This window comes from Bradyrhizobium sp. 930_D9_N1_4 (assembly GCF_052076015.1).
Lineage (GTDB): Bacteria > Pseudomonadota > Alphaproteobacteria > Rhizobiales > Xanthobacteraceae > Bradyrhizobium.
This window is the reverse complement of sequence record NZ_CP197236.1, coordinates 5700469-5723587: the sequence shown is the minus strand read 5'-3', so window position 1 is coordinate 5723587 and position 23119 is coordinate 5700469. Positions and strand designations below refer to the sequence as shown.

Here is a 23119-nt window from a genome sequence, read left to right as displayed (position 1 = left end):
CGGAGCGGGTGCGGTGCTGGAAGTCAGCGGGCTGGTGAAGCGATTTGGTGGCTTCACCGCCGTCAACAGCGTGTCGTTCAGGGTCAAGCAGGGGGAGATCCTCGGCCTCATCGGCCCCAACGGCTCGGGCAAGAGCACGATCTTCAACATGCTCTCCGGCACGCTGGCGCCAACATCGGGCTCGATCCTGTTCGATGGCGCCGAGATCGCGGGCCTCGCTCCGCACCGGATCATCAACAGCGGCATCGGCCGCACCTTCCAGATCCCGCGGCCGTTCCGCCGCTTGACCATCTTTGAAAACGTCGCGCTCGCCGGCTTCTACGGCCAGGGCCGCCACAGCCGCATCAAGGCGGAGGAGGCGGCCGAACGGTCGCTGGCCATGGTCGGCCTGCCGACCGATCGCCATGCCAGCGTCGACGGCCTCGGCGCCGCCGGTCTCAAGAAGCTCGAACTTGCCAAGGCCCTCGCGACCGCGCCCAAGCTTCTGCTCGCCGACGAGAGTCTCGGCGGCCTCGACGAAGCCGAGATGGGGCAGGCGGCCGACATGCTGCGCAACATCCGCGATGAGCTCGGCATCACCATCATCTGGGTCGAGCACATCATGGGCGTGCTGATGCGCGTCGTCGATCGCGTGATGGTGCTCGATCACGGCGAGAAGATATCGGAAGGGCTGCCGAGCGCGGTGGCCGGCGACCCGCGCGTCATCGAAGTCTATCTCGGCACCGATGCCGAGACCACGCAAGCCGCGGCCGCCGAAGCGCGCCGCCGCGCTGGAGGCCAATGATGCTGGAGCTCCGTGGCGTCAATGCCGGCTACGGTACGTTCCCGGCGCTGTTTGACGTCAATCTCGACGTGAAGGCCGGCGAGGCGGTCGGTGTGATCGGCCCCAACGGTGCCGGCAAGACGACCCTGATGCGCGTCATCTCCGGCCTGATCCGCCCGACACGCGGGTCGATCAGGATGGAGGGCGTGGACGTCGTGGCCACGCCATCGCACAAGATCGTCAGCCTCGGCATCGCGCATGTGCCGGAGAACCGGCGGCTGTTTCCGCAGCTCTCGGTCGACGACAATCTGAAGATGGGCTGCTTCATGAAGGAGGCGCGCGGCCACTATGCCGAGCGGCTGGACGTCGTGTTCGAGCTGTTCCCGCGCCTGAGGGAGCGCCGTCATCAAATGGCCGGCACCATGTCCGGCGGCGAGCAGCAGATGTGTGCGATCGGCCGCGCGCTGATGTCCAATCCAAAGCTGCTGCTGCTCGACGAGCCGTCGGCGGGGCTGGCTCCGGTCGTGGTGCAGCAGGTGTTCGAGCTGGTGAAGCGGATCCGCAGCCGCGGGCTGACCGTGCTGATCGTCGAGCAGAACGTGCAGCAGGTGCTGAAGGTGGTCGATCGCGCCTATCTGATCGAGGCGGGCACGATCCGGGCGTCCGGCACCTCGGCCGAGATGCTGGCGAGCGACACGGTCAAGGAAGCGTATCTCGGGGTGTGAGGTTCATGCAGGCATGCAAGCTTTTCTGGACATTTTCGACATCTACCTGCTGGAGGCCGTGATCAACGGCATCCTGCTCGGCGGCGTGCTGGCGCTGCTTGCGCTTGGGCTCAATCTGATCTTCGGCGTCATCGACGTGACCTGGATCTGCTATGCCGAACTGGTGATGATCGGCATGTACGCCATGTACTTCATGGTGCAGTATTACGGCATCAGCTATTTCATTGCCGCGCCGCTCACCATTGTGCTCGTCGGGATACTCGGTGCGGCGCTGCATTACCTCGTGATCGCGCCGCTGCTGACGGCGCCGCCGATCAACCAGCTGCTTGCCACCGGCGGCGTGCTGTTCGTGCTGCAGAGCTTCGCCACCGTCGCCTTTGGCATCGACTTCCGCAATCTCGGCATCCGCTTGCCGGTGCTTGCCTTCGGCGAGATGAATTTCAGCTACGCCCGGCTGCTGTCGTTCCTGGCGGCGCTGGTCGGCATGGTCGCCGTGTACCTCTTCATGACACGGACCTTCACCGGCACCGCCATCCGCGCCATCTCGCAGGACCGCCAGATCATGGCGCTGATGGGGGTCGATACCAAACGCATCTATCTCATCACCTCGGCGCTCGGTGGTGCGCTAGCCGGGCTCGCGGCTTGCCTTCTGGTGTTGCAATACGACGTGCACCCCTTCGTCGGTCTCTCGTTCGGGCCGATCACCTTCCTGATCTGCGTGCTCGGGGGCCTCGGTAATTTCATCGGCGGCTTCATCGCAGCTTTCGTGTTTGCCGAGATTATCTCGCTCGGCGGTCTGTTCTCCGATCTCGAATGGGGCTACGTGCTCGCCTTCGCGTTCTTCATCGTCATGATGTTCATCCGGCCCGCGGGCCTGCTTGCGAGGCGCCGATGATGGGGCAGGGGCGGCTTGCGGCGTGGGCGGTGGGGCTGGCGGCGCTGGTCGCGCTGCCTTTCGTCTATCGCGATCCCTATCATCTGCACATCCTGGTGCTGATCCTGATCTGGTCGTTCGCTTACACCTCCTGGTCGATGATGGGGCGGTTCGGCCTCGTCTCGCTCGGGCACGGCGGCTTCATGGGAATCGGTGCCTACGTCACCGCGCTGTTGTGGAATCATCTGGGCTGGTCGCCCTGGATCGGCATCCCCATCGGCATGGTTGCGGCCGGCGTGCTGGCGCTGATCGTCGGATACCCCTGTTTCCGTTTTCGCATCACCGGGCACTATTTCGTGCTGGTGACGCTGGCGCTGTCCGGCATCGTGCTCCAGGTCATTACCGCGACGCGCGACTACACCGGCGGCTCGCTCGGCTACACGCCGAACCGCGCCTCGGGCAACAAGCTGCTGGCGCTGCAATTCGACGACAAGATCACCTGGTATCTGATCGCGCTCGGGGTCTGGCTGTTCGGCATCGTGGTCTGGCACTGGGTCGACTGCAGCATGGCGCGCTATGCATTGGAGGCGATTTCGGAGGACGAGGACGCAGCCGCTGCCGCCGGCGTCGATGTCACCGCGGAGAAGCTGAAGATCACGCTGCTCAGTGCGGTGATGACGGCGCTCGCCGGCGCGATCTACTGCCAGTACCAGATGTTCATCACGCCGGACACGGTCAGCGGCATTGCCGTGTCGCTGCAGATGGTGTTCGCGGCGATCGTCGGCGGCCTGTTCGTCTCGCTCGGCCCGACCTTCGGCGCGGTCATCACCATTCTGCTGGCCGAGACCCTGCGGATCGGCTTCGGCACCAAGGCGGTCGGCTGGGACAACCTCGTGTACGGCGTGCTACTCGTGCTTTTCATCATATTCCTTCCGAAGGGGATCCTTGGTAGCTTGCTCGACCGATTGAAGCCGCAACGCAAGGTGCCCCGCGCTCATGAACAAGAAGCCGTCCAAATCGCTCGCCCAGGAACTTGACCGCTACATCGCGCCGTTCCGCTACGACGGCTCCGGCAAGTTTCACCTCAAGGACTACAAGACCGACGAGAAGGGCGATCTCGACAAGGAGACGGCGCAGGAGATCCTCGACGCCAACAAGAGGCGGATGATCGAGTTTCAGGAGAAGCTCTACGCCCAGGACCGCTGGTCGGTGCTGATCGTGTTCCAGGCCATGGATGCCGGCGGCAAGGATTCCGCGATCAAGGCGATCTTCGAGGGCATCAATCCGCAAGGTTGCGAAGTCAGTGCCTTCAAGGCGCCGAGCAGCAAGGAGCTCGACCACGATTTCCTCTGGCGCCATGCGATCGCGCTGCCCGCGCGCGGCCATATCGGCATCTTCAACCGCTCGCACTACGAGGAATGCCTGGTCACGCGGGTGCACCCGGCGATCCTCGCCAAGGAGAAGCTGCCGCAGAAGCTCGTCACCAAGAACATCTGGAAGGAGCGGTTCGAGGACATCTCCGCCTGGGAGCGCTACCTCGCACGCAACGGCACCGTGGTGCTGAAATTCTTCCTTCATCTCTCCAAGGACGAGCAGCGCAAACGTTTCCTCGACCGGCTGGAGGAGCCGGCCAAGCAATGGAAGTTCTCGCTGGACGACATCAAGGAGCGGGCGCTGTGGCCGCGCTACCAGGCGGTCTATCAGGACATCGTGCGGCACACCTCAACGGCGCATGCGCCATGGTATGTCGTGCCGGCCGATCACAAATGGTTCGCGCGCGTCGTGATCGGTTCGGCAATCGTCGCGGCGATGGAAAAGCTCGACCTGCGCTTCCCCCGCGCCGACAAGGCCTCGCTGGACGAGTTCGCGCAGGTCCGCAAGGCGCTGGAGCGGGAAGGGAAGGGGAAGAAGTGATGATGAAGTCTGTCCTCGTCGCGTCCGCGCTTGCAACGCTCATGGCGGGTGCGCCTGTGCGTGCCCAAACCTACGCCCCCGGCGCACCGGTCTGCCTGCACGTGTTCGGTGAGCTCGAGGGCGAGCGGATCGATTGCATCTTCACGTCCTTCGCCCAATGTCAGGCCGCCGCATCGGGGCGGCCTGCGACATGCGTGATGAATCCCTATTCCGCGCAGGCGCAACCGGCGAGGACGGTACGACGCGTTCGCTGACCGCGAAGCGGACGGTCATGGCAAAAAAATGCGAAAACAACCCCATGCACAGTAGCCGGCGACAGCAAAATCAATGGCTTGCCGGCCGTTTCGATCGAAATCGGATTTTACGAATCCAATTTGACTCGTCGGGCAAAACAGGGGCATGATGTCACCATCGCGCCAGTGCTTTTCAAGACAAGCAGCGGCCAACAGGGGTAGCCAAATTTTCGATCCCGCAGGGTAGGCAAAGCGAAGCGTGCCCACGCGCTTTTCGCGATCGAGAGAGGTGGTGGGCACGGCGCAAGTGCGTCTTTGCCCACCCTACAGGTTCGGTGCAGGCCCTCAGTACCCGCGGCCCCACCAATAGCAAAAGCGCTCGATATTGGCGGGAAGGGCGGCCTCGTAATTCGCCCACTTCTCGTATTTCGGAAGCTTCACTTCCTTCATCGCGGTGTCGAAGCATTTTCCGGCATCGGCGGCCTTCTTCACCTCTGCCGACAAATCCTCCATATAGGCGATGTCGTCCTCGATGTCCTTCTTGGTGCCGAAGCGGCCGCCGGCATAGGGATGGCCGGGGATCATCCGCTCCCAGTCGAGCGACGCCAGCTTCTTCAGCGAGGCGATATATTCCACCGGGGACGCGTTGTCGGGAATGTTGCGGAACTGCACCGATTCGATCGGCGCGAAGTCGACGACGAAAACGATCTTCTCCTTCGGCAGCCGCATCACCAGCGAATTGTCGGAATGGTTGCGGCCGACATAGTTCAGCTCCAACGTGGTGCCGCCGAGCGTGATGCTCTTCTTGCCGTCGATCACCTGGTCCGGCATCACGACGTCGGCGAGCAGCGAGTTCTGTTTCTTCAGCTCGAGCAGGCGCTCCTTGGTCCGCCGGTGGGCGATGAAGGTCGCGCCGAGATCCTTGAACGGCTGGCCGCCGGCGATGTGGTCGTAATGATGGTGGCTGTAGATGACGTATTTGATCGGCTTGTCGGTCACGGCCTTGATCGCGTCGATATAGGGCTTTGCTGGACGCAGGTAAGAAATCGGATCGGTCGCAATCACGCCCTGCGGCGTCACCACGAACATCGACTGATGGCCGCCATAACGGAAGATGTAGACGTTCTCGGTGCCGTCGACTTTCCTGGTCGAGGTCTGCGGCGGCGTTTGCGCGACGGCGGAGCCAGTCACGAGGGCAGCGACAATGGCGATGCAAAATGATGTTTTCATCTCTGGCTTTCTGGAAATGAACGAGGCAGGAGAGGTGTGTATCCTCGTCATCACAAACGCTGGCGGGAAGACTTTATTCCGCTGCATTGAGTCGCAGGCCTGACTTACGAGGCCCGCGGGGAACTGGCGGCCCAAATGTGATCCCTCGGATTGTCGATCCCGCTTGACAGTTTTGTGTCACAGGAGGACCATGCCGATGGTCGCAAACAAGCGACGCGTCGTCCACATCATGAGCAAGGGGAGGTCTATGACTCCACCTCCGCAAACCCAGCCGCGTTAAGTGCGATGGAGCTCGTTCGGACTATCGCATAGCGGCAAAAACCGCGAACGGCACGCCGGGACAAGGTTTAGCGGGCTGCATCAGTGTGGCAAAGCCCCTACCTTCCCGGCGCTGTATTTTGCATCACACCCATCGCGCCGATGTCCGTAACGAGGCCGCCGCGACAATCGCTTTCGATATCCTCCTTTCTCTCCTCCTCCTCCTCGCCGTCATTCCGGGCCGACTCCCGGAATGACGGGAGCGGTTTTGCAGGCATTGCATTCCGTTAATTCTCGGCCGCGGAGCCCATGGTTCCCATTCGTTCAGCGCGGCAAATGCCAAGAGAATGTCGCTTGATTGGCCCACTTCCGACACAGCGCCGGGGCGAATAGCGGCGATCCGACATGACGCAGTGCTTCGGCGGTGACGTCCAGACTCCGCCCGCGCATTCATTTTTTCCAAGGAATCCTCGTGTCGCACAAGTTTGCCTCGGCGCTCCTCTCAGCGCTCTTCCTCGCCATCTCGTCTTTCTCGTCAGCCCGCGCCGAGCCGCCTGTACCGGCCGCCAATCATGCGGCGACGCTGTCGCCCGATGAGGCCAGGCGCGCGCTGGACACGCTCCAGGACGACAAGAAGCGCGCACAGATGATCGACACGTTGCGCGCGATCGCCAATGTAGCCGGTCCGCAGCAGCCTGCGCCTCCGGCGGCCGAGGCAAAATCGCCAATCCCGCTCTCCGCGGACGGACTTGGCGCGCAACTTTTGCTCACGGTGTCCGAAGAGATCGGCGAGATCTCGCGCGAGATTGCGAGCGTCGCGCGGACGCTGACGCATTTCCCGGCGTTCTATTACTGGATCGTGCGCACCGCGAATGATCCCGCCGCCTACAATCTCCTGATCGAGATCGCCTGGAAGCTGGCGCTGGTGCTCGGCTGTGCGCTCGCGGCCGAATGGGTGATCTTCCGTCTGATCCGGCGTCCGGTTGCGTTCCTGGAGGGACGCGTGCCGCAGACCGCGCGTCTGCCGGCGCAGGCGCTGCCGATCGCCGATCCGCCGACATCGGTGGCCGACGTCACCCCCGCGCCCGAACTGCACAGGCGCCGTCACAGCCTCGCGCGGGTGTGGCAGTCCCTGCTGCGGCTGCCTTTCGTGCTCGGGCGCCTCCTGCTCGAAATGCTTCCGGTGGTCGTCTTCATCGGCGTCGCGACGGCGCTGCTCGGCACGGAGATCGGCGACCCCGCCACCGTTCGCCTCGTCATCCTCGCGGTCGTCAACGCCTACGCGTTCTCGCGCGGGCTGATCTGCGTCATTCGCGCGCTGGCGGGACCGTTCGGCCTGATACCGGTTCGCGCGGAGACCGCGGCCTACATCGAAATCTGGGCGCGGCGCATCGTCGGCGTCGGCGTCACCGGCATCGCCTTTGCCAATGTGGCGCTGCTGCTCGGCCTTCATCGCGCCGGCTATGCAGCGCTGCTGCGCATGGTGATGCTGGTCGTGCATCTCTTCGTCGTCGTCATCATCCTGCAATGCCGCCGTCAGGTCGCCGCCGCCATCCGCGCGCCGGCCGAGCGACAGGGGATCGCGGCCCGGATGCGCAACCGCATTGCCGGCGGCTGGCATTATCTTGCCATCGCCCTCGACCTCGCGCTGTGGGCGGTCTGGGCGCTCAATATCCGCAACGGCTATTCGCTGCTGCTGCAATATTTCGTCGGCACCGTCGCGGTGGCGCTGATCACGCGCGTCGCCATCATGCTGACGCTGAGCCTGATCGACCGCGGCTTCCGCATCAAGCCGGAGATCCTGCAGCGCTTTCCGGGGCTGGAGGTCCGCGCCAATCGCTACCTGCCGCTGCTGCGCAAGATCGTCTCCGGTGTGATCGCGTTCATCGGCTTCGTCGCCGTGCTCGAAGTCTGGGGCGTCGATGCCATCGTCTGGTTCTATGGCGGCCAGATCGGCAGCCGGCTGATTTCGGCGGTGGCGACGATCGGCATCGCCGTGTTCATTGCTGCCGCGATCTGGGAAGCCAGCAACGCGCTGCTGGATCGCCAGATCAACACACTGTCACGGGACGGGCACTATGCCCGGGCCGCGCGGCTGCGCACCTTCCAGCCGATGCTTCGGACGGCGCTGCTCTGCCTGATCGCCACCGTCGTCGGCCTCACGGCGCTGAGCGAGATCGGCGTCAATGTCGCGCCACTTCTGGCGGGCGCCGGCATCGTCGGTATCGCCATCGGCTTCGGCTCGCAGAAGCTGGTGCAGGACCTCATCACCGGGCTATTTTTGCTGCTGGAGAACACGGTGCAGGTCGGCGACAGCGTCAGCGTCTCGGGGCTGTCAGGCGTGGTCGAGAACGTCTCGATCCGCACCATTCGCCTGCGCGCCGGCGACGGTGCCGTGCACATCGTGCCGTTCAGCGCGGTCACGACCATCACCAATGCCAGCCGCGGTGCGGGGAATGCATCCGTCAGCGTCAACGTCGCCTACAAGGAGGACACCGACCGTGCCGGTCAGATCCTCAAGGACATCGTCGAAGAGATGCGCCGCGAGCCGGACTTCCGCGCGCTGATCCGCGGCGACCTCGAATTGTGGGGCATCGACAAGGTCGATGGTGCCATGGTCTCGATCGTCGGACAGATCCGCTGCACCGAAGCCGGCCGCTGGCCGGTCCAGCGCGAATTCAACCGCCGCATGAAGCTGCGCTTCCAGCAGAACGGCATCGAGGTCGCGTCGCCCGTCCAGACCATCTTGATGCAGATCGCGCCGCCGGCGGATAGCGCCGCCAATCTGACGCCACGGCGGGCGGCGGGATAAATTTCCCGCTTGCCTCTGCCTACCCGGCAGCGTTCACTCCGGCTCCGGCCCGCTGACAACATGCGGGCGATGAAAAAGGGTGGATGGAATGCGGGGGCTGTGGGCTGGACTACGCGGTCATGTGATCGTCATTTGTGCGTTGCTTGCGGCCTGCGCTGTACCTGCGAGTGCCCAGCCGTTCCCCTCGCGCCCCATCACCCTCATCGTACCGTTCGCGGCAGGCGGGCCGACCGATACGATCGCGCGGATTTTGTCGGAACGGATCGCCGCCGAGCTGAAAACGACGGTCGTGGTCGAGAACGTCGCCGGCGCCTCCGGCAGCATCGCCGGTGCCCGCGTCGCACGCGCGACGCCAGACGGAACCACGATCACGATCGGTCATTGGGGCACGCATGTGCTCAACGGCGCGATCTTCAAGTTGCCCTATGACGTGATCGCCGATTTCGAGCCGGTCGCGACCATCGCGATGGGCACGCAGCTCATCGTCGGCCGGAAGTCGCTCGAGGCCAACACGCTGAAAGAGATGATCGCGTGGCTGAAGGCCAACCCCGGCAAGGCCACTGCTGGCACGGCGGGCGCCGGCACGGGCGCGCATGTCGCCGGCGTCTTCTTCAAGGAGAAAACCGGCACCGATTTCCAGTTCATCCCCTATCGCGGCGCCGGCCCGGCCATGATCGATCTCGTCGCGGGCCAGATCGACATCATGTTCGATCAGGCCTCGAACTCGATCCAGCAGTACAAGAACGGTGCGATCAAGGCGTTTGCGGTGACCGCGCCGACAAGGCTTGCGTCAGCACCTGACGTGCCGACCGTCGACGAGGCGGGCCTGCCCGGCCTCTATATTTCCTACTGGCACGGCATCTGGGCACCGAAGGGCACGCCGAAAGAGATTGTCGCAAAGCTGAACGCCGCCATCGTCGCCGTGCTGGCCGATCCCGCGGTCAAGGCGCGCTTCAGCGAATTGGGGCAGGAGATTCCGCCGGTCGACCAGCAGACGCCCGCCGCGCTCGCCGCTTTCCAGAAGGCAGAGACCGAGAAGTGGTGGCCGATCGTGAAGGCTGCGGACATCAAGCCGGAGTAGCGCTCACTGCGCAATACGCCTCCATCCCGAGAGCCTGACTCAAGGATATGAAGCGACGGCCTATCCCCGTCATTGCGAGCGCAGCGAAGCAATCCAGTGCCCCTCCGCGGAAAGATTCTGGATTGCTTCGCTGCGCTCGCAATGACGGCGTGGTGACAGCGTGTGCCCCATCAAGACCCGTCATCCCTAGGTGCGAGGCTGACGATGCGATCGCATCGCAAGGTGAGCCTCGAAGGATGGCCACGGGCGAAGTGGGGCCTTCATGGTTCGAGACGCGCGTTCCGCGCTCCTCACCATGAGGGGCGGGACCTTCGCGGCGTTAACTTTTGTCACGCGAAAATCTCGCTGCGGTGCGAGATCACAATCGATGCGCGGAGTGCAACGTCCTTGATCTCAGGGGAGCGCTGGCCGACAATGCCGGTCCTTCAATAAGAAACTCCCTGGGGGAATTCGTGAATAGACCTGCTCGGGTCAGCGCCCATTCGACATCATCCGACGCCGCGCACGGCATGACGCTGCTGCGCGATCCCCTGCTCAACAAGGGCACCGCCTTCACCGAAGCGGAGCGCGACGCGCTCGGCCTGCGCGGTCTGCTGCCGCCTTGCGTGCTGACGATGGAGACCCAGGTCGCGCGCGTGCTGACCAATCTGCGCATGCTGCCGACGGACCTGGAAAAGTTCGTCGCGCTGAATGCGCTGCATGATCGCAATGAGGCGTTGTTCTTCCGCGTCGTCGTCGACAATATCGACGAGATCCAGCCGATCATCTACACGCCGACGGTCGGGCTCGCCTGCCAGAAATACGGCCTGATCTACCAGCGGCCGCGCGGCATGTTCATCTCCTCGCGGGATCGCGGCCAGATCGCCGAGATCCTGAAGAACTGGCCCAACCCCGCAAAACTGATTGTCGTCACCGACGGTGAGCGCATTTTGGGACTTGGCGATCTCGGCGCCAATGGCATGGGTATTCCGGTCGGAAAACTCTCTCTGTATTCGGCTTGCGCCGGCGTGCATCCCGAGCATTGCCTGCCGATCGTGCTCGATGTCGGCACCAACAACGAAGAGCTGCTCAACGATCCCTATTATCTCGGCTTGCGCGAGCGGCGGCTGACGGGCGAGGCCTATGACAGCTTCGTCGACGAATTCATGGTCGCCGCGCGGAAGACGTTTCCGGACGTGCTGATCCAGTTCGAGGATTTCGCCAATCATTCGGCGTTCAAGCTGCTGCACAAATATCGCGACGAGGCCTGCGTCTTCAACGACGACATCCAGGGCACGGCGGCGGTGGCGCTTGCCGGCCTGTTCTCGGCGCTGCGCGTCAACGGCGGCAAGCTCACGGATCAGAGAATCCTGTTCCTCGGCGCCGGCGAGGCCGCCACCGGCATCGCCGATCTCGTGGTCTCCGCGATGATGGCGGAGGGCGCAACCGAGGCCGAAGCGCTCCGCCGTAATTGGCTGGTGGATTCGCGCGGCCTCGTCGTCAGCAGCCGCGAAGGCCTCCATGGCCACAAGCTCCGCTACGCCCACACCGATCAAGCGCCGATCGCCGACTTCCTCACCGCGATCAGGACGCTGAAGCCGACGGCGATCATCGGTGTGGCCGCGGTCGGCGGCGCCTTCACGCCCGAGGTGCTCAAGGCGATGGCCGAGCTCAACGAGCAGCCGATCGTGTTCGCGCTCTCGAACCCGACCTCGAAGGCCGAATGCTCGGCGGAGGATGCCTATCGCTACACCGAGGGCCGCGCGCTGTTTGCCTGCGGCAGTCCCTATGATCCGGTGAAGCTCAACGGCCGCACCTTCGTGCCGCGTCAGGGCAACAACTCCTACATCTTCCCCGGCGTCGGCCTCGGCGTCATCGCCAGCCGCTCAAAGCTGGTGACGGACGAGATGTTCATGGCCGCTGCACACACGTTGGCCAATTGCGTCGGCAAGGACGACCTCGCGCAAGGCAGCCTCTATCCGGCGCTGCCCCGCATCCGTGAGGTCTCGGTCCGCATCGCCGCCGCCGTCGCCGATGTCGCCTATCAGCGCGGGCTGGCGGACGGACCCGCGCCTAATGACGTGAAGGCCCTGGTCCAATCGCAGATGTACGAGCCGCAGTACTGACTGCCTCCACATCGTCATGGCCGGGCTTGTCCCGGCCATCCACGCCTTGCCGCGCGGGATGAAGAACGTGGATGCCCGGGCCTTCGCCGCGCCGAAGCGGCTTCGGCCGCGCAGGCGGGACAAGCCCGGGCATGACGACGGCCATTAGGCCCGCCACCGCCATTTCCGCTGGAATCGCCGTTGTGCCGCGCGGCCGTATATGCGACAATCCGTAGCGTTACAAGAAAACTCAAACCGCAAGGCTCAGACACCATGGACGATCGTTTGCCCGAGCTGGGCGACCTCGAGCACGAGGTCATGCAATTGGTTTGGGCCCATGGTCCTGTCACCGCCGAAGTCGTTCGTGAGCGGTTGTCGCGGCGTCTGAAGGAATCGACGGTTCGCACTGTGCTGCGCCGGCTCGAGGAAAAGGGATATGCTAACCACACGGTAGACGGACGTACCTATGTCTACCACGCCGCCGAAGAGCGCTCGCGGGTCGCGGCCAAGGCGGTGCAGCGCATCGTCGACTGGTTCTGCAACGGCTCGATCGAGGAAGTCCTCGTCGGCATGGTGGACAATAAAATGCTCGACCAGCAGCAGCTGCGCACGCTGGCCGACCAGGTGGCCAAGGCGAAGAAGGCGAGGGGAGTGAAAAAAGAATGATCGCAACTCTGGCGGAGGCGGCACTGCGCTCCCTTGTGCTGGGAGGCGTCGTCTGGTTCGGTCTCAACCTGTTTCGCGTGCGCAATCCGCACGTCCACATGACGGCGTGGGTCGTCGTGCTGTTCGCATCGCTGGCGATGCCGTTCGTGATGCATTGGCCGACGCTGACGATCACGCGGCTGCCCTTGCCGGTCTCCGTGCCGGATGATTTTCTGCCGGCCGACATCTCGATGCTGGAGGCGCCGCAGCCGGCGCTGCCGATCGCGCCCGGTGCCGTCATCGCGCCGCCGGCCAGAAGCGGGCTCGCGATCAATTGGTGGCTGGTCGCCACCACCGTCTATGCGGCCGTCGCCGGCTTGCTGCTGCTGCGGCTCCTCATTGGCCTGTGCCTGACCTGGCGTCTGGCGCGCGCGGCAAAGCCGATGAAGGGCCCCAAGCCGATCGGTGCCGACGTGCGCGTCAGCCGCGACATCGGCGGTCCCGTCACTTTCGGCTCGACCATTCTGGTGCCGCCGCAGTTTTTCGGTTGGGACGCGAAGAAGCGCCTCGCCGTGCTCGCGCATGAAGGCGCGCATGTTGCCAATCGCGATTTCTACGTCCTGCTTCTCGCCTCGCTCAACCGCGCGGTGTTCTGGTTCAGCCCGTTTTCGTGGTGGCAGCTCGCGCGTCTTGCCGAGCTCGCCGAGATCATCAGCGACGCCGAGGCGATCGAGGTGATCGACGACCGGCTGTCCTATGCGGAAATCCTGCTCGACTTCGCCAGCACCGTCAAACCGCGCCCCGTGGAGCTTGCAATGGCGCGGGCTTCGACCGTGCGCGCACGCGTCGAGCGCATCATTGCGGCGGCGGCGCTGCCGGTCGCGGTCGGCTGGCGCAAGCGGCTGTGGATCGCGGCTGCGATCGCACCGGTCGTGATCGTGTCCGCCGGCATGATCGCCTACCGCACGCCGGATCCCGCGCCCGTCGTGGCGGAGACCGGCGAGGTGCCGGCCCAGCATTACCGCCCGTTCGTCAATTTCTATGCCATGGGTCCGACCTGGGTATTTGCCGTCTTCCGCGAGGGCGACGACCTCTACGGTCAGCTCACCGGACAGCGCAGATTGCGGCTGACGGTCGGCAGCGACGGCATGGCGTCCTATGCGTCCTCGTCCGGCGAGATCAATTTTCCGCTCGATGCGGAGCGTCGCTCCTCCGAGCTGACGTTGCGCATGAACGGCCGCGACGTGCGCGCGGTTCGCGTCGCCGAGATGCCGACGGCGGCAGCCGAACCCGCGTCGCTCGAACAGTATGTCGGCTGGTACAGGATTGCGCCGAACCGCGTGCTCACGGTGCGGCGTGACGGCGACCGGCTCCGGGTGCAGGAAACCGTGCAGGGCCCGGCGACGCTCCTCGCCGAAGGTGCCGACGTCTTCTCGATCCGCGGCGAAAATCTCCTGATCTTCCTGCGCGACGAGCAGTCAAAGGTCTCGCGCGTTCTGGTGCAGAATTCGGTATTCGGTGCGCGTCTGGCGCCGCGGATCGATGCGGCGGTGGCGCAGGCGATCGAGGCGGATTTCGCGCGCCGCCTCGCGGAGGTTCCGGATCGGTTCAGGGAGCAGGTCCCGGCTGCCGGCGGCAAGGAAATGATCCTGCGCGGGATCGAAGACCTGCGCCGTGGCACGCCGAACTACGATCGGATGAGTGCGCCGCTGGCGGCCAAGATTCACCGGCAGCTCGGTGAATCCCAGGCGACGTTCGTGGCGCTCGGCGCGGTCGAGTCGATCTTCTTCCGCGGCGTCGGTCCCGGCGGTTACGACATCTATGGCGCGAAGTTCGCGAATGGCACGGCCGAATTCCGCCTGATGCTCGAGCCCGACGGCAAGGCCGGCGACGTCATCTTCCGCGCCGACGGCAACGACGAACTGGGTGGCATCGTGCCTTGCTCGGAGGAAGCGAATGTGCGCGGCCGCGCCGGCACCTCGCCGATCAGGATCATGGTCTATAACGAGATGGGCGACGACATCCAGGTCTTCAATCTCGACTCCGACGGCAATCGCAAGGCGCAGAGCGCCGTCAGGCCCAACGCGTCCTGGGCCTCCACGACCACCGTGAACAGTCCCTGGGTGATTGCCGACAAGTCGGGGCGGTGCCTCGAGGTGCTGATGCCGGGCCGACAGACGCGCTTCCATAATGTCGAGGCTACGAGCCTCGGCGCGCGTCCGGGGCGCGCGGCGCGCCGCGCCGTTCCGATCGCCAACGGCGAGGACATGCTGCGCCGTTACATCGAAGGCGTCGGCAAGGGCCTGCCGGACTACGAGCACATGACGGCGGAGGTCGCCGACATCACGCGTCAGCAGCTTCCGTTCGATCAGGCAATCCTGACGCGGCTCGGCGCGTTGCGCGCCGTGTCCTTCCGCGGCGTCACCGCGCTCGACAGCGACATCTATGTCGCCCAGTTCGCCAACGGCTCGGCGGAATGGCGCATCGGCGTCAGGAACGGCACGATCACGAAGATCGCGCTCGGGCCGAATTTCTAGGACGGCGTCGCTGCCGGTCTGCCAGACCGGCGGCTCCCGATGTCGTGACGGCGGTGACTCAATCTTCGCTTGCGAGCCTGCGATTGTAATGCTACTTTATGTAGCACTACAATTCGTAGCCATCGATGATCTGCTGTCGGGCAGTCTCGAAAGATCGGGCGAGCGCCATGAGCAATGCTGCAAAGGCCGAGGTCGTGCTGGCGCTCCATCGCTTCGGGATGGGACCACGGCCGGGATCGATCGCCGCGATCGGGACCGATCCGCGTGGCGCCTTGATCGCCGAGCTCGACCGCCCGCTCATGCTGACCGCCGCGGCCGGCCTTCCCTCCAGCGCGAAGGCCTATCGCACCGTGGCCGACGCCAATGCAAGGCGTACGGCGCGGGCCAAGCAGGCGCAGCAACAGGCCAAGAAGCAGCAGATGGCCGCGACGCCCGTTGCTGCGGGCGATCAAGGTCAGGCTCAGGCAAAGCCCGAGGGGCAGACGCAGGGCTATGCCCAGGAGAAGGACGCCGCCGAGATGGCGGCGAAGCAGGCGGCTGACGCGATTCCCGATCCCGGGCGCCCGATCTATTTGCAGGAAGCCAAGCTGCGTACGGAAGCCGCGCTCGCCGCCGATATAGGCTTTGCCGAGCGATTGGTGTGGTTCTGGTCCAACCATTTCTGCGTCTCGGCCAACCGGATCCAGAGCATGTCCGGCGCCTATGAGCGAGAAACGGTTCGCGACAACGCGCTCGGCCGCTTCGTCGATCTCCTGTTGGCCGTCGAAGGCCATCCGGCGATGCTGTTCTATCTCGACAATCTCGGGTCGATGGGGGCGAATTCGACGGCCGGCATCAATCGCAGCAGCGGCCTCAACGAGAATTTCGCGCGCGAGATCATGGAGCTGCATACGCTCGGCGTGCGCACCGGCTACACCCAGGATGACGTCATCGGTTTTGCAAATGTGCTGACCGGCTGGACGCTAGTGCCGCCGGGTGCCGATCCCAATCACGGTGGTGAATTCACTTTCAATCCGCGGCTGCACGAGCCCGGCGGGCAGACCGTGCTCGGCAAGCGCTACGAGCAGGAGGATGCCGAGCAGGGCCGCGCGGTGCTGCGCGATCTCGCCGCGCATCCGGCGACCGCGGTCCACGTCGCGACCAAGCTCGCGCGCCACTTCGTCGCCGACGAGCCGCCGCCGGCGCTGGTCGCGCAGATGGCGAAAACATTTCGCGACACCGAAGGCGATCTCAAGCAGGTCGCGATCGCCATGGTGTCGTCGGATGACGCCTGGCGAGGGCCGCCGTCAAAGCTCAAGCGCCCCGGCGAATGGGTGATCGGCATGGTGCGTGCGGCCGGCATCACGACCGTCGATCCCACGCGCTACACCGGCGGGCAGGAGTTGCTCGGCGAAGCGTTGTGGCGTCCGTCCGCGCCGAAGGGCTATCCGGACGACGAGGCGAGCTGGATCGACGGCGTCGGCCGGCGGCTCGACGTCGCCAACAATTTCGCCGAGCGCATCACCGGCATGGCGGATCCGCAGGCGATCATCGAGGACGTCTTCGCATCGCAGATCGCGCCCGAGGTGAAGCAGGCGGTCGGCCGTGCCGAGAGCCGGCAGCAGGCGCTCGCGCTGTTGTTCATGTCGGCCGATTTTCAGAGGAGGTGAGCATGAGCCTGGTCAATCATTTGCCCACGCGGCGCGAGCTTCTGGTCGGTTCCGGCGCGCTGTTCGCATGGAGCCAGATGCCGCGGGTCGCGCGTGCGGAAGGGCGCGATCCGCGCCTGCTCGTGATCGTCCTGCGCGGCGCGCTCGATGGCCTCGGCGCCGTCGCGCCGGTCGGCGATCCCGACTGGGTCTCCTTGCGCGGCGATCGCGCGCTGCTGTTGGACGGCAAGCCACCGGCATTGCCGCTCGACGCCTTCTTCGCGCTCAATCCGGCGATGCCGAACCTGCATCGGCTCTACAAGACCGGCAAGGCCGCGATCGTGCACGCCGTTGCGACGCCCTATCGCGAACGCTCGCATTTCGACGGCCAGGACGTGCTGGAGAGCGGGCTCGTCAAGCCCGGCATGACGGCTTCAGGCTGGCTCAACCGCGCACTGCTCGCGATGGAGTCGGGTGGGCGCGTCGATCCGCGCGGCAGCCGTGCGCTCGGCATCGGCTCGGTGACGCCGCTGGTGGTGCGCGGCTCGGCGCCGGTCATGACGTGGGTGCCGCAGAAGCTGTTGCCGGCGAGCGAAGACACGCAGAACCGTCTGCTCGATCTCTATCAGCACACCGATCCGAAGCTCGCGACCGTGCTCCAGGCGCGCATGAAGCTCGCCTCGCTCGGTGGCGCACCTGCGAATGGCGAAGCGATGTCGGACGATCCGACGCTGGCGCCGCCCGGGATCGCGCGCGTGCGCGCCTATTTTGCCGAAGCCGCCGGCACCGCCGCGCGCTATCTCGTCAAGTCCGACGGCCCGCGCGTCGGCGCGATGGGCTTCGTCGGCTGGGACACCCACATCGCCGAAGGCGCCGCATCAGGCCAGCTCTACAATCTGCTCGGTGCGCTCGACGGCGCCTTTGCCGCGATCGAGAGCAACATGGGCGAGGCGTGGAAGGAAACCGTCGTCGCCGTCGTCACCGAGTTCGGGCGCACCGCGCGCATCAACGGCACGCAAGGCACCGACCACGGCACCGGCACGGTCGCTTTCCTGATCGGCGGCGGGCTCGCGGGCGGCCGTGTGATCGCGGACTGGCCGGGCCTGAAGCCGGCGCAGCTGTTCGAGGACCGCGATCTCAAGCCGACCACGGATCTGCGCGCGGTGCTGAAGGGCCTGCTCAGGGATCATTTGCGCGTCGAGGAGAAGGTGCTCGCGGAAACAGTCTTCCCCGGCAGCGCCGACGTCAAACCGATGGGAGGCCTCGTCGGCTGACGAGGCTTACCGCAACCGGATCGGGTTCATGATGTGCACGCTGACACAATTGGAGCTCGACTTCCTCGCCAGCCTGAAAACCGGCTGGCGGCGGCTCTATCGGCGTGAGCTGATGCGGCTGTTGAAGGGTGACACCGAGGCCAGCGCGGCTCAACCGGAGGCGCGCCCGATCGCCTGGCGCGCCGTATCGGGCTGATATTTTCGCCGTCCTGTCTCGATTCAGGACATCGACTGTGGTGGAATCGTCACAGCTGGCGCGAAACGGCCGTGGCCTCAGGCCTGCTTTTCTTCAGCCAAGGTTCTGCCCCGATTGCCTACCGAAACTCAGGGTTGTTCGGAGGGCGCATCATGTCTCGCTTTGCACGTGCCGAAACTGCAGGGATTTCGCTGGCAACCTCGACCCGGCTGCTGCTCGCCATCGTCGGTGCCGCTTCGCTCGCCGCATGCGCGCAATCGCCGGTCGGCCGCCAGAAGGCCGATCTCGGCACCAACAGGCAGGCTGCGGTCGAGCGCCCGCACCGGGTGGCCGCGCTGCGTCCGCGGCCCATCAGCAGGGCGCGCGTCCCCAGCGAGGCCAAGCAAGCCGCCTCGCATGGCGTCGCCAGCTTCTATTCGGATACGCAGACTGCGAGCGGCGAGAAGTTCGACAAGAACGAATTGACCGCCGCGCATCCCAACCTGCCGTTCGGCACCAGGCTGCGCGTCACTGACGTGTCGTCCGGCCGCTTCGTGACGGTCAGGGTCAACGATCGCGGCCCCTATGTCCGCGGGCGCGTAGTGGACATCTCGCCATCCGCGGCCGAAGCGCTCGGCATGGTCGACAAGGGCATCACCAATGTCCGGCTCGACGTGGTGCAGTAGAGCGCGATTCATCGGCGGCGGCGCGACTTGCTTAACCGGCTGTTAGCCGCTTCCGGCGCACGATGGTCTCCCAACAAATCAGGCTCTAACGAGGGCCCTGGGAGGCGGCGTTTGAACACGATCCAGTATCTCGAAGATCAGGCTGCACGCGCCGAGCGCCTCGCCAAACGGATCACGGATACGCTGACGATCGAAAAGCTCCTGACCTTCGCCGGCGAACGCCGCCGCGAAATCGAAGTCATCGCCGGCAGACGTCGGCACGCCTAACTCCTGCAAAACCATGCATTGAACGCATTCGCCCTCGCTGCGAAGCGCGGAACTTCTTTTCCTCTCCAGCGTCATGTCAGTGATCAATCTGGAGGAGGAAGTCATGGGCTTTGGAAAAGGTGCTTTGCTTTGGATGCTTGGCGTGCCGCTGCCGATCGTTCTGCTGCTAGCGTTGTTCTGGCACCACTGAGTTCGCCACAAACGAAAAGCGCCGCGAGAGCGGCGTTTTTTTGTTGCCTGCAGTTTGAAGCTTATCGATAGGCGCGATCAGGTGTGGCTCTCGATGAAGTCACTCAGATAGTCGGGTACGCCATCGATATCGCAGCGCGCCTGGATCTCGCCGGCGACGTCGGTCGAGATATCCTTCATCCAGTGTTCGAGCGTGTTGAACGAGATGACTTTGATGGGATCGTTGAAACAACCGGCGACGAGCTCACCGATGGTGGTGTCGAGGTCGCTGCGCTCGATGCGGATTTCAGTCGCCTTGTCGCGGCGATCGATCACCACGAACAGGGTCCGGTCTGCGCCATAGGGCACGACCGGGGATGGCACGCCAGCTTCAAGCATCGTCGACACTCACGCCTTGGCTTCCGATCCCCGTTAACGGGAAACGCCAGACGAAGGTTCCTGCCTCGACGAGAAGCTTGTGGTGAACGTGCAACGCCGGTGTCTGCACGTCATCAGAGATATTCCCTCAGCCGCGATAGCTCGGTGACGTGCTCGGGTGAGAGGATGTCCGTGACCAGCGGCGGCTGCGCCATCGTGCGGATCTCATAGAGATGCCTGGTCGTCTCGGGCTTGCCCATGAACGCCGAAATGCACTCGTCAAGCGTACCTTCGCTGATCTTGTAGGGCTCGCGATCCGGCTGGCGCTGGTTCGCTAGCGATGGCCATTTATGCAGAGCCGCAAGCGCCCTGAAATCGACCTTTGAAACCGCAACTACGTCCCCCATCGTCCGCCTCACTCACGCAAAAAACACCCCAGCACGCGGTCTTGCGTGCCGGGGCCCACAGCTGTCGCTGCATCTCAATGCCACCAACGCCCAACGCGGCAGCCGGGTAAAAGTTCCCGGCCGCCGCGCCGCCATCAGCTCGCGGCCGCCGCGATTCTGTGCCCCGGACTGGCATGGCCTTGGCTGTGCTCGTCGCCGCGGCTGACCTCCGGCGGAAGCCCGGCGAAGCGCCGCAACGCTTCGGCCATCTGCACCCGACCCGGCGCGCCGGTGATGATCACGTCCACCATCGCAAAGGACGAGTGGAAATGGCCGCGCGCCTTCAACTGCTCGACCGGGACGCCGGCCGAAGCCATTGCCTCCGCATAGGCGATTCCCTCGTCGCGCAGCGGATCGAATTCGCAGGTGACGACGAAGGCCGGAGGCAGGCCTGAGACCTTGCCGCGCAGCGGCGAGACGCGCGGATCGGTGCGGTCGGCCGGCGAGCAATAGAGATCCCAGAACCAGTACATCAGCGACCGCGTCAGGAAGTAGCCCGTTGCGTTGTCGTTGTAGGAGGGCCGGTCGAAAGTGCAGTCGGTGACCGGGCACACCAGCAGCTGGCCGGCGATGTCAGGCCCGCCGCGGTCGCGCGCGAGCTGGCAGGTGACGGCGGCGATATTGCCGCCGGCGCTCCAGCCGGCAACCATCACAGGACCGGGCTTGCCGCCGAGTTCGGCGGTGTGCTCGGCGATCCAGCGCAGTGCGGCATAGCCGTCTTCGGCCGCTGTCGGGAAGCGATGATCCGGCGCGTGGCGATAGCCGACGCTGACGAACATCATGCCGGTCCTTCGCACCATGTCGCGGCAGAACGGCTCGTCGGATTGCTCGTCGCCGAGCACCCAGCCGCCGCCGTGGAAATACACCACGACCGGATGCGGCCCCGGCGTTGCCGGCTTGTAGACGCGATAGGGCAGCGGGCCGTCTGTGCCGGGCAGGGTGCCGTCGACGATGTCGCCGATCGGCCGTCCCGCCGGGCGGCCCTTGTTGAACTCGTTGACGAAGGCGCACGCGCCTTGCGCCCCCATCGACTCGATCGGCGGCAGATTGAGCGACGCCAGCAGGTTCAACACCAGCCGCACGTCCGGCTGCAGGCGCACCACTTCGCCGTCATTGCATTGCGCGGCGACATCGGGGCCGGTGAGCTTGAAGCCGAGCATGCCACCGGCCGTGACTTCGTCGCAGATGCTGCGATAGGGGCCGACACCGCCGGTATAGGGCATCAGGCCCTGCACCTTGCCGGGCACGTTCGCACCCGTGTACCAGGTGTTGGCGAGCCGGTGCAGCGTCACCATCGAGCAGTCGGCCAGGTGCCGGCCCCAGCCGGCCTGCGCCGTCTCGGTCGGCTCGATCGTGGTGAAGCCGGCGTCGCGTAGCGCCGCAAGGCGATCGACCACCCAGTCGACATGCTGCTCGATCGACACCGCCATGTTCGACAGCACCGACGGGCTGCCGGGGCCGGTGATCATGAAGAAGTTCGGGAAGCCCTCGACCGTAAGGCCGAGATAGCTCTGCGGGCCCTGCGCCCAGACATCGGTGAGCGACTTGCCGCCGCGCCCGGTGATCGGGTGCACGGCCCGGATCGCGCCGGTCATGGCGTCGAAGCCGGTCGCGAACACGATGACGTCGACGTCAAAGCTGCGCTTGCCGGTGGTGATACCGCTTGCGGTGATCGCCTTGATCGGCTCCTGGCGAAGATTGACCAGCGTGACGTTCGGCCGGTTGTAGGTCGCATAGTAATTTGTATCGAGGCAGGGGCGTTTCGCGCCGAAGGGATGATCGTGCGGCATCAGCGCCGCCGCAGTCTCCGGATCCTTGACGGCCGCGGAAATTTTCTCGCGGATCAGCTCGCCGATCAGCGCATTGCCGTCAAAGTCGACGCCTTGGTCGGCCCAGAGCTGGGTCAGGATGTGGACGAGGTCGCCGGCGGCCCAGGCACGTTCGAAGCGCTCGCGACGCTCGGCATCGCTCAACTGCCAGCTCACCACCGTCTGCTGCGGATACGGCACGCCGGTCATCGACTGGCGCGCCTGCTCGCGATAGGCGGCGCGGTCGCCTTCAAAGAAGGTCTTGCGATCCTCCGGCGCAGGGCCATTACCCGCGGGCAGTGCGAAATTCGGCGTGCGCTGGAACACGGTCAGATGCGCGGCCTGCTCGGCGATCAGCGGGATCGACTGGATTGCTGACGATCCCGTGCCGATCACGGCGACACGCTTTCCCTTGAGATCGACGCCATCATGCGGCCAGCGCCCGGTGAAATAGACCTTGCCCTCAAAATCCTTGACGCCGTCGATCTCCGGCGGCTTTGGCGCGGAGAGGCAGCCGGTGGCCATGATGTAATGGCGAGCGGAAACCGGTGCACCATTGGTGGTGGTGAGCTGCCAACGCTCGGCTTTCTCGTCCCACTTGGCTTCGGTGACCTTGGTCTTGAAGCGGATGTCGCGGCGCAATTCATAGCGGTCGGCGACGAAGCCGAGATAGCGCAGGATCTCGGGCTGGGCCGCGTATTTCTCCGACCAGGTCCAGGCCTTGTCGAGTTCCGGATCGAATGTGTAGCTGTAGTCGATGGTCTGGATATCGCAGCGCGCGCCGGGGTAGCGGTTCCAGTACCAGGTGCCCCCGACATCGCCGGCTTCTTCGAGGGCGACGGCGGAGAGGCCTGCCTTGCGCAGGCGGTGGAGAAGATAGAGGCCGGCAAATCCGGCACCGACCACGGCAACGTCGATGTGTTGGGCTGTTCCACTCGCCGCCTTGGACTCACGTGCGGCGACCATTGCGTCTGGCATGGTATTCCTCCCGTGTATTTTGTTTTGCCGGCAGGCTAGCCCTGCCGGTCCGGTCTGTCATCAGGACAAGTGCAATCTTCGGTAGTCGTTTGCGGCGTGATCATGGCCGCGCGAAGATTGCGGCGACACACGCACCGCGATGCACAATCGCCGGG

Annotated in this window: 20 protein-coding genes; 16 read left to right on the top strand and 4 right to left on the bottom strand. The window is 64.9% G+C overall.

All coding sequences use genetic code 11. The annotated features are described in order from the left end of the window. Nucleotides 1-13: 13 nt before the first annotated feature. From AB7532_RS27245 to AB7532_RS27220, 6 genes are read left to right on the top strand one after another with little or no spacing between them, the layout of a single operon-like run. Complete coding sequence (locus tag AB7532_RS27245; protein ID WP_441237772.1) at nucleotides 14-784, top strand: ABC transporter ATP-binding protein; 771 nt, start codon at nucleotides 14-16, stop codon at nucleotides 782-784. After that, on the top strand, nucleotides 784-1488 hold the full coding sequence (locus tag AB7532_RS27240; protein WP_441239363.1) for an ABC transporter ATP-binding protein: 705 nt from the start codon (nucleotides 784-786) through the stop codon (nucleotides 1486-1488). The genes AB7532_RS27245 and AB7532_RS27240 overlap by 1 nt, the downstream gene beginning before the upstream one ends. A gap of 13 nt (nucleotides 1489-1501) precedes the next feature. Further along, entirely contained in the window at nucleotides 1502-2383 is an 882-nt protein-coding gene (locus tag AB7532_RS27235) for a branched-chain amino acid ABC transporter permease (RefSeq protein WP_441237771.1), read from the top strand. Then, nucleotides 2380-3399: a branched-chain amino acid ABC transporter permease gene (locus AB7532_RS27230; RefSeq protein WP_441237770.1), complete on the top strand. Its 1020-nt coding sequence runs from the start codon at nucleotides 2380-2382 to the stop codon at nucleotides 3397-3399. The genes AB7532_RS27235 and AB7532_RS27230 overlap by 4 nt, the downstream gene beginning before the upstream one ends. Next, the gene (locus AB7532_RS27225) at nucleotides 3359-4276 is read left to right on the top strand and encodes a polyphosphate kinase 2 family protein (RefSeq protein ID WP_441237769.1); all 918 of its coding nucleotides are present in this window, start codon (nucleotides 3359-3361) and stop codon (nucleotides 4274-4276) included. Before AB7532_RS27230 ends, AB7532_RS27225 begins: the two co-directional genes overlap by 41 nt. Next, nucleotides 4276-4530 carry a DUF3551 domain-containing protein gene (locus tag AB7532_RS27220; RefSeq protein ID WP_441237768.1) on the top strand — a complete coding sequence of 85 codons (255 nt, stop codon included), beginning with the start codon at nucleotides 4276-4278 and terminating at the stop codon, nucleotides 4528-4530. The genes AB7532_RS27225 and AB7532_RS27220 overlap by 1 nt, the downstream gene beginning before the upstream one ends. Nucleotides 4531-4854: 324 nt before the next feature. Here the strand turns inward: AB7532_RS27220 and AB7532_RS27215 are convergent, their stop codons facing one another. Beyond that, a complete protein-coding gene (locus AB7532_RS27215; RefSeq protein WP_441237767.1) occupies nucleotides 4855-5739 on the bottom strand; it encodes an MBL fold metallo-hydrolase in 885 nt (294 codons plus the stop codon). Between the two features lie 730 nt (nucleotides 5740-6469). Between AB7532_RS27215 and AB7532_RS27210 the strand changes: the two genes are divergently transcribed. From AB7532_RS27210 to AB7532_RS27165, 10 genes are all read left to right on the top strand, one after another. Next, the gene (locus AB7532_RS27210) at nucleotides 6470-8809 is read left to right on the top strand and encodes a mechanosensitive ion channel domain-containing protein (protein ID WP_441237766.1); all 2340 of its coding nucleotides are present in this window, start codon (nucleotides 6470-6472) and stop codon (nucleotides 8807-8809) included. An 88-nt stretch (nucleotides 8810-8897) separates the two neighbouring features. Then, a complete protein-coding gene (locus AB7532_RS27205) occupies nucleotides 8898-9890 on the top strand; it encodes a Bug family tripartite tricarboxylate transporter substrate binding protein (protein WP_441237765.1) in 993 nt (330 codons plus the stop codon). 509 nt (nucleotides 9891-10399) lie between these two features. Beyond that, nucleotides 10400-11995 (top strand): NAD-dependent malic enzyme, encoded by a 1596-nt coding sequence (locus AB7532_RS27200; RefSeq protein ID WP_441239362.1) that lies wholly within the window; start codon nucleotides 10400-10402, stop codon nucleotides 11993-11995. A 252-nt stretch (nucleotides 11996-12247) separates the two neighbouring features. Further along, complete coding sequence (locus tag AB7532_RS27195; RefSeq protein WP_008131572.1) at nucleotides 12248-12640, top strand: BlaI/MecI/CopY family transcriptional regulator; 393 nt, start codon at nucleotides 12248-12250, stop codon at nucleotides 12638-12640. After that, the gene (locus AB7532_RS27190; RefSeq protein ID WP_441237764.1) at nucleotides 12637-15156 is read left to right on the top strand and encodes a M56 family metallopeptidase; all 2520 of its coding nucleotides are present in this window, start codon (nucleotides 12637-12639) and stop codon (nucleotides 15154-15156) included. The genes AB7532_RS27195 and AB7532_RS27190 overlap by 4 nt, the downstream gene beginning before the upstream one ends. A 167-nt stretch (nucleotides 15157-15323) precedes the next feature. Then, entirely contained in the window at nucleotides 15324-16805 is a 1482-nt protein-coding gene (locus tag AB7532_RS27185) for a DUF1800 domain-containing protein (RefSeq protein WP_441237763.1), read from the top strand. Nucleotides 16806-16807: 2 nt separating this feature from the next. Next, complete coding sequence (locus AB7532_RS27180) at nucleotides 16808-18058, top strand: DUF1501 domain-containing protein (protein WP_441237762.1); 1251 nt, start codon at nucleotides 16808-16810, stop codon at nucleotides 18056-18058. A gap of 28 nt (nucleotides 18059-18086) precedes the next feature. Further along, a complete protein-coding gene (locus AB7532_RS27175) occupies nucleotides 18087-18254 on the top strand; it encodes a hypothetical protein (protein WP_441237761.1) in 168 nt (55 codons plus the stop codon). Between the two features lie 152 nt (nucleotides 18255-18406). Further along, nucleotides 18407-18919, top strand: a complete 513-nt coding sequence (locus AB7532_RS27170) for a septal ring lytic transglycosylase RlpA family protein (protein WP_441237760.1) — start codon at nucleotides 18407-18409, stop codon at nucleotides 18917-18919. Nucleotides 18920-19030: 111 nt separating this feature from the next. Then, a complete protein-coding gene (locus AB7532_RS27165; protein WP_441237759.1) occupies nucleotides 19031-19186 on the top strand; it encodes a hypothetical protein in 156 nt (51 codons plus the stop codon). Between the two features lie 267 nt (nucleotides 19187-19453). Here the strand turns inward: AB7532_RS27165 and AB7532_RS27160 are convergent, their stop codons facing one another. From AB7532_RS27160 to AB7532_RS27150, 3 genes are all read right to left on the bottom strand, one after another. Further along, nucleotides 19454-19753 carry a hypothetical protein gene (locus AB7532_RS27160; protein WP_441237758.1) on the bottom strand — a complete coding sequence of 100 codons (300 nt, stop codon included), beginning with the start codon at nucleotides 19751-19753 and terminating at the stop codon, nucleotides 19454-19456. Between the two features lie 113 nt (nucleotides 19754-19866). Further along, nucleotides 19867-20139, bottom strand: coding sequence for a hypothetical protein (locus tag AB7532_RS27155; protein ID WP_441237757.1), 273 nt, complete (start codon nucleotides 20137-20139; stop codon nucleotides 19867-19869). A 134-nt stretch (nucleotides 20140-20273) separates the two neighbouring features. After that, nucleotides 20274-22964, bottom strand: a complete 2691-nt coding sequence (locus tag AB7532_RS27150; RefSeq protein WP_441237756.1) for a flavin-containing monooxygenase — start codon at nucleotides 22962-22964, stop codon at nucleotides 20274-20276. Nucleotides 22965-23119 lie beyond the last annotated feature (155 nt).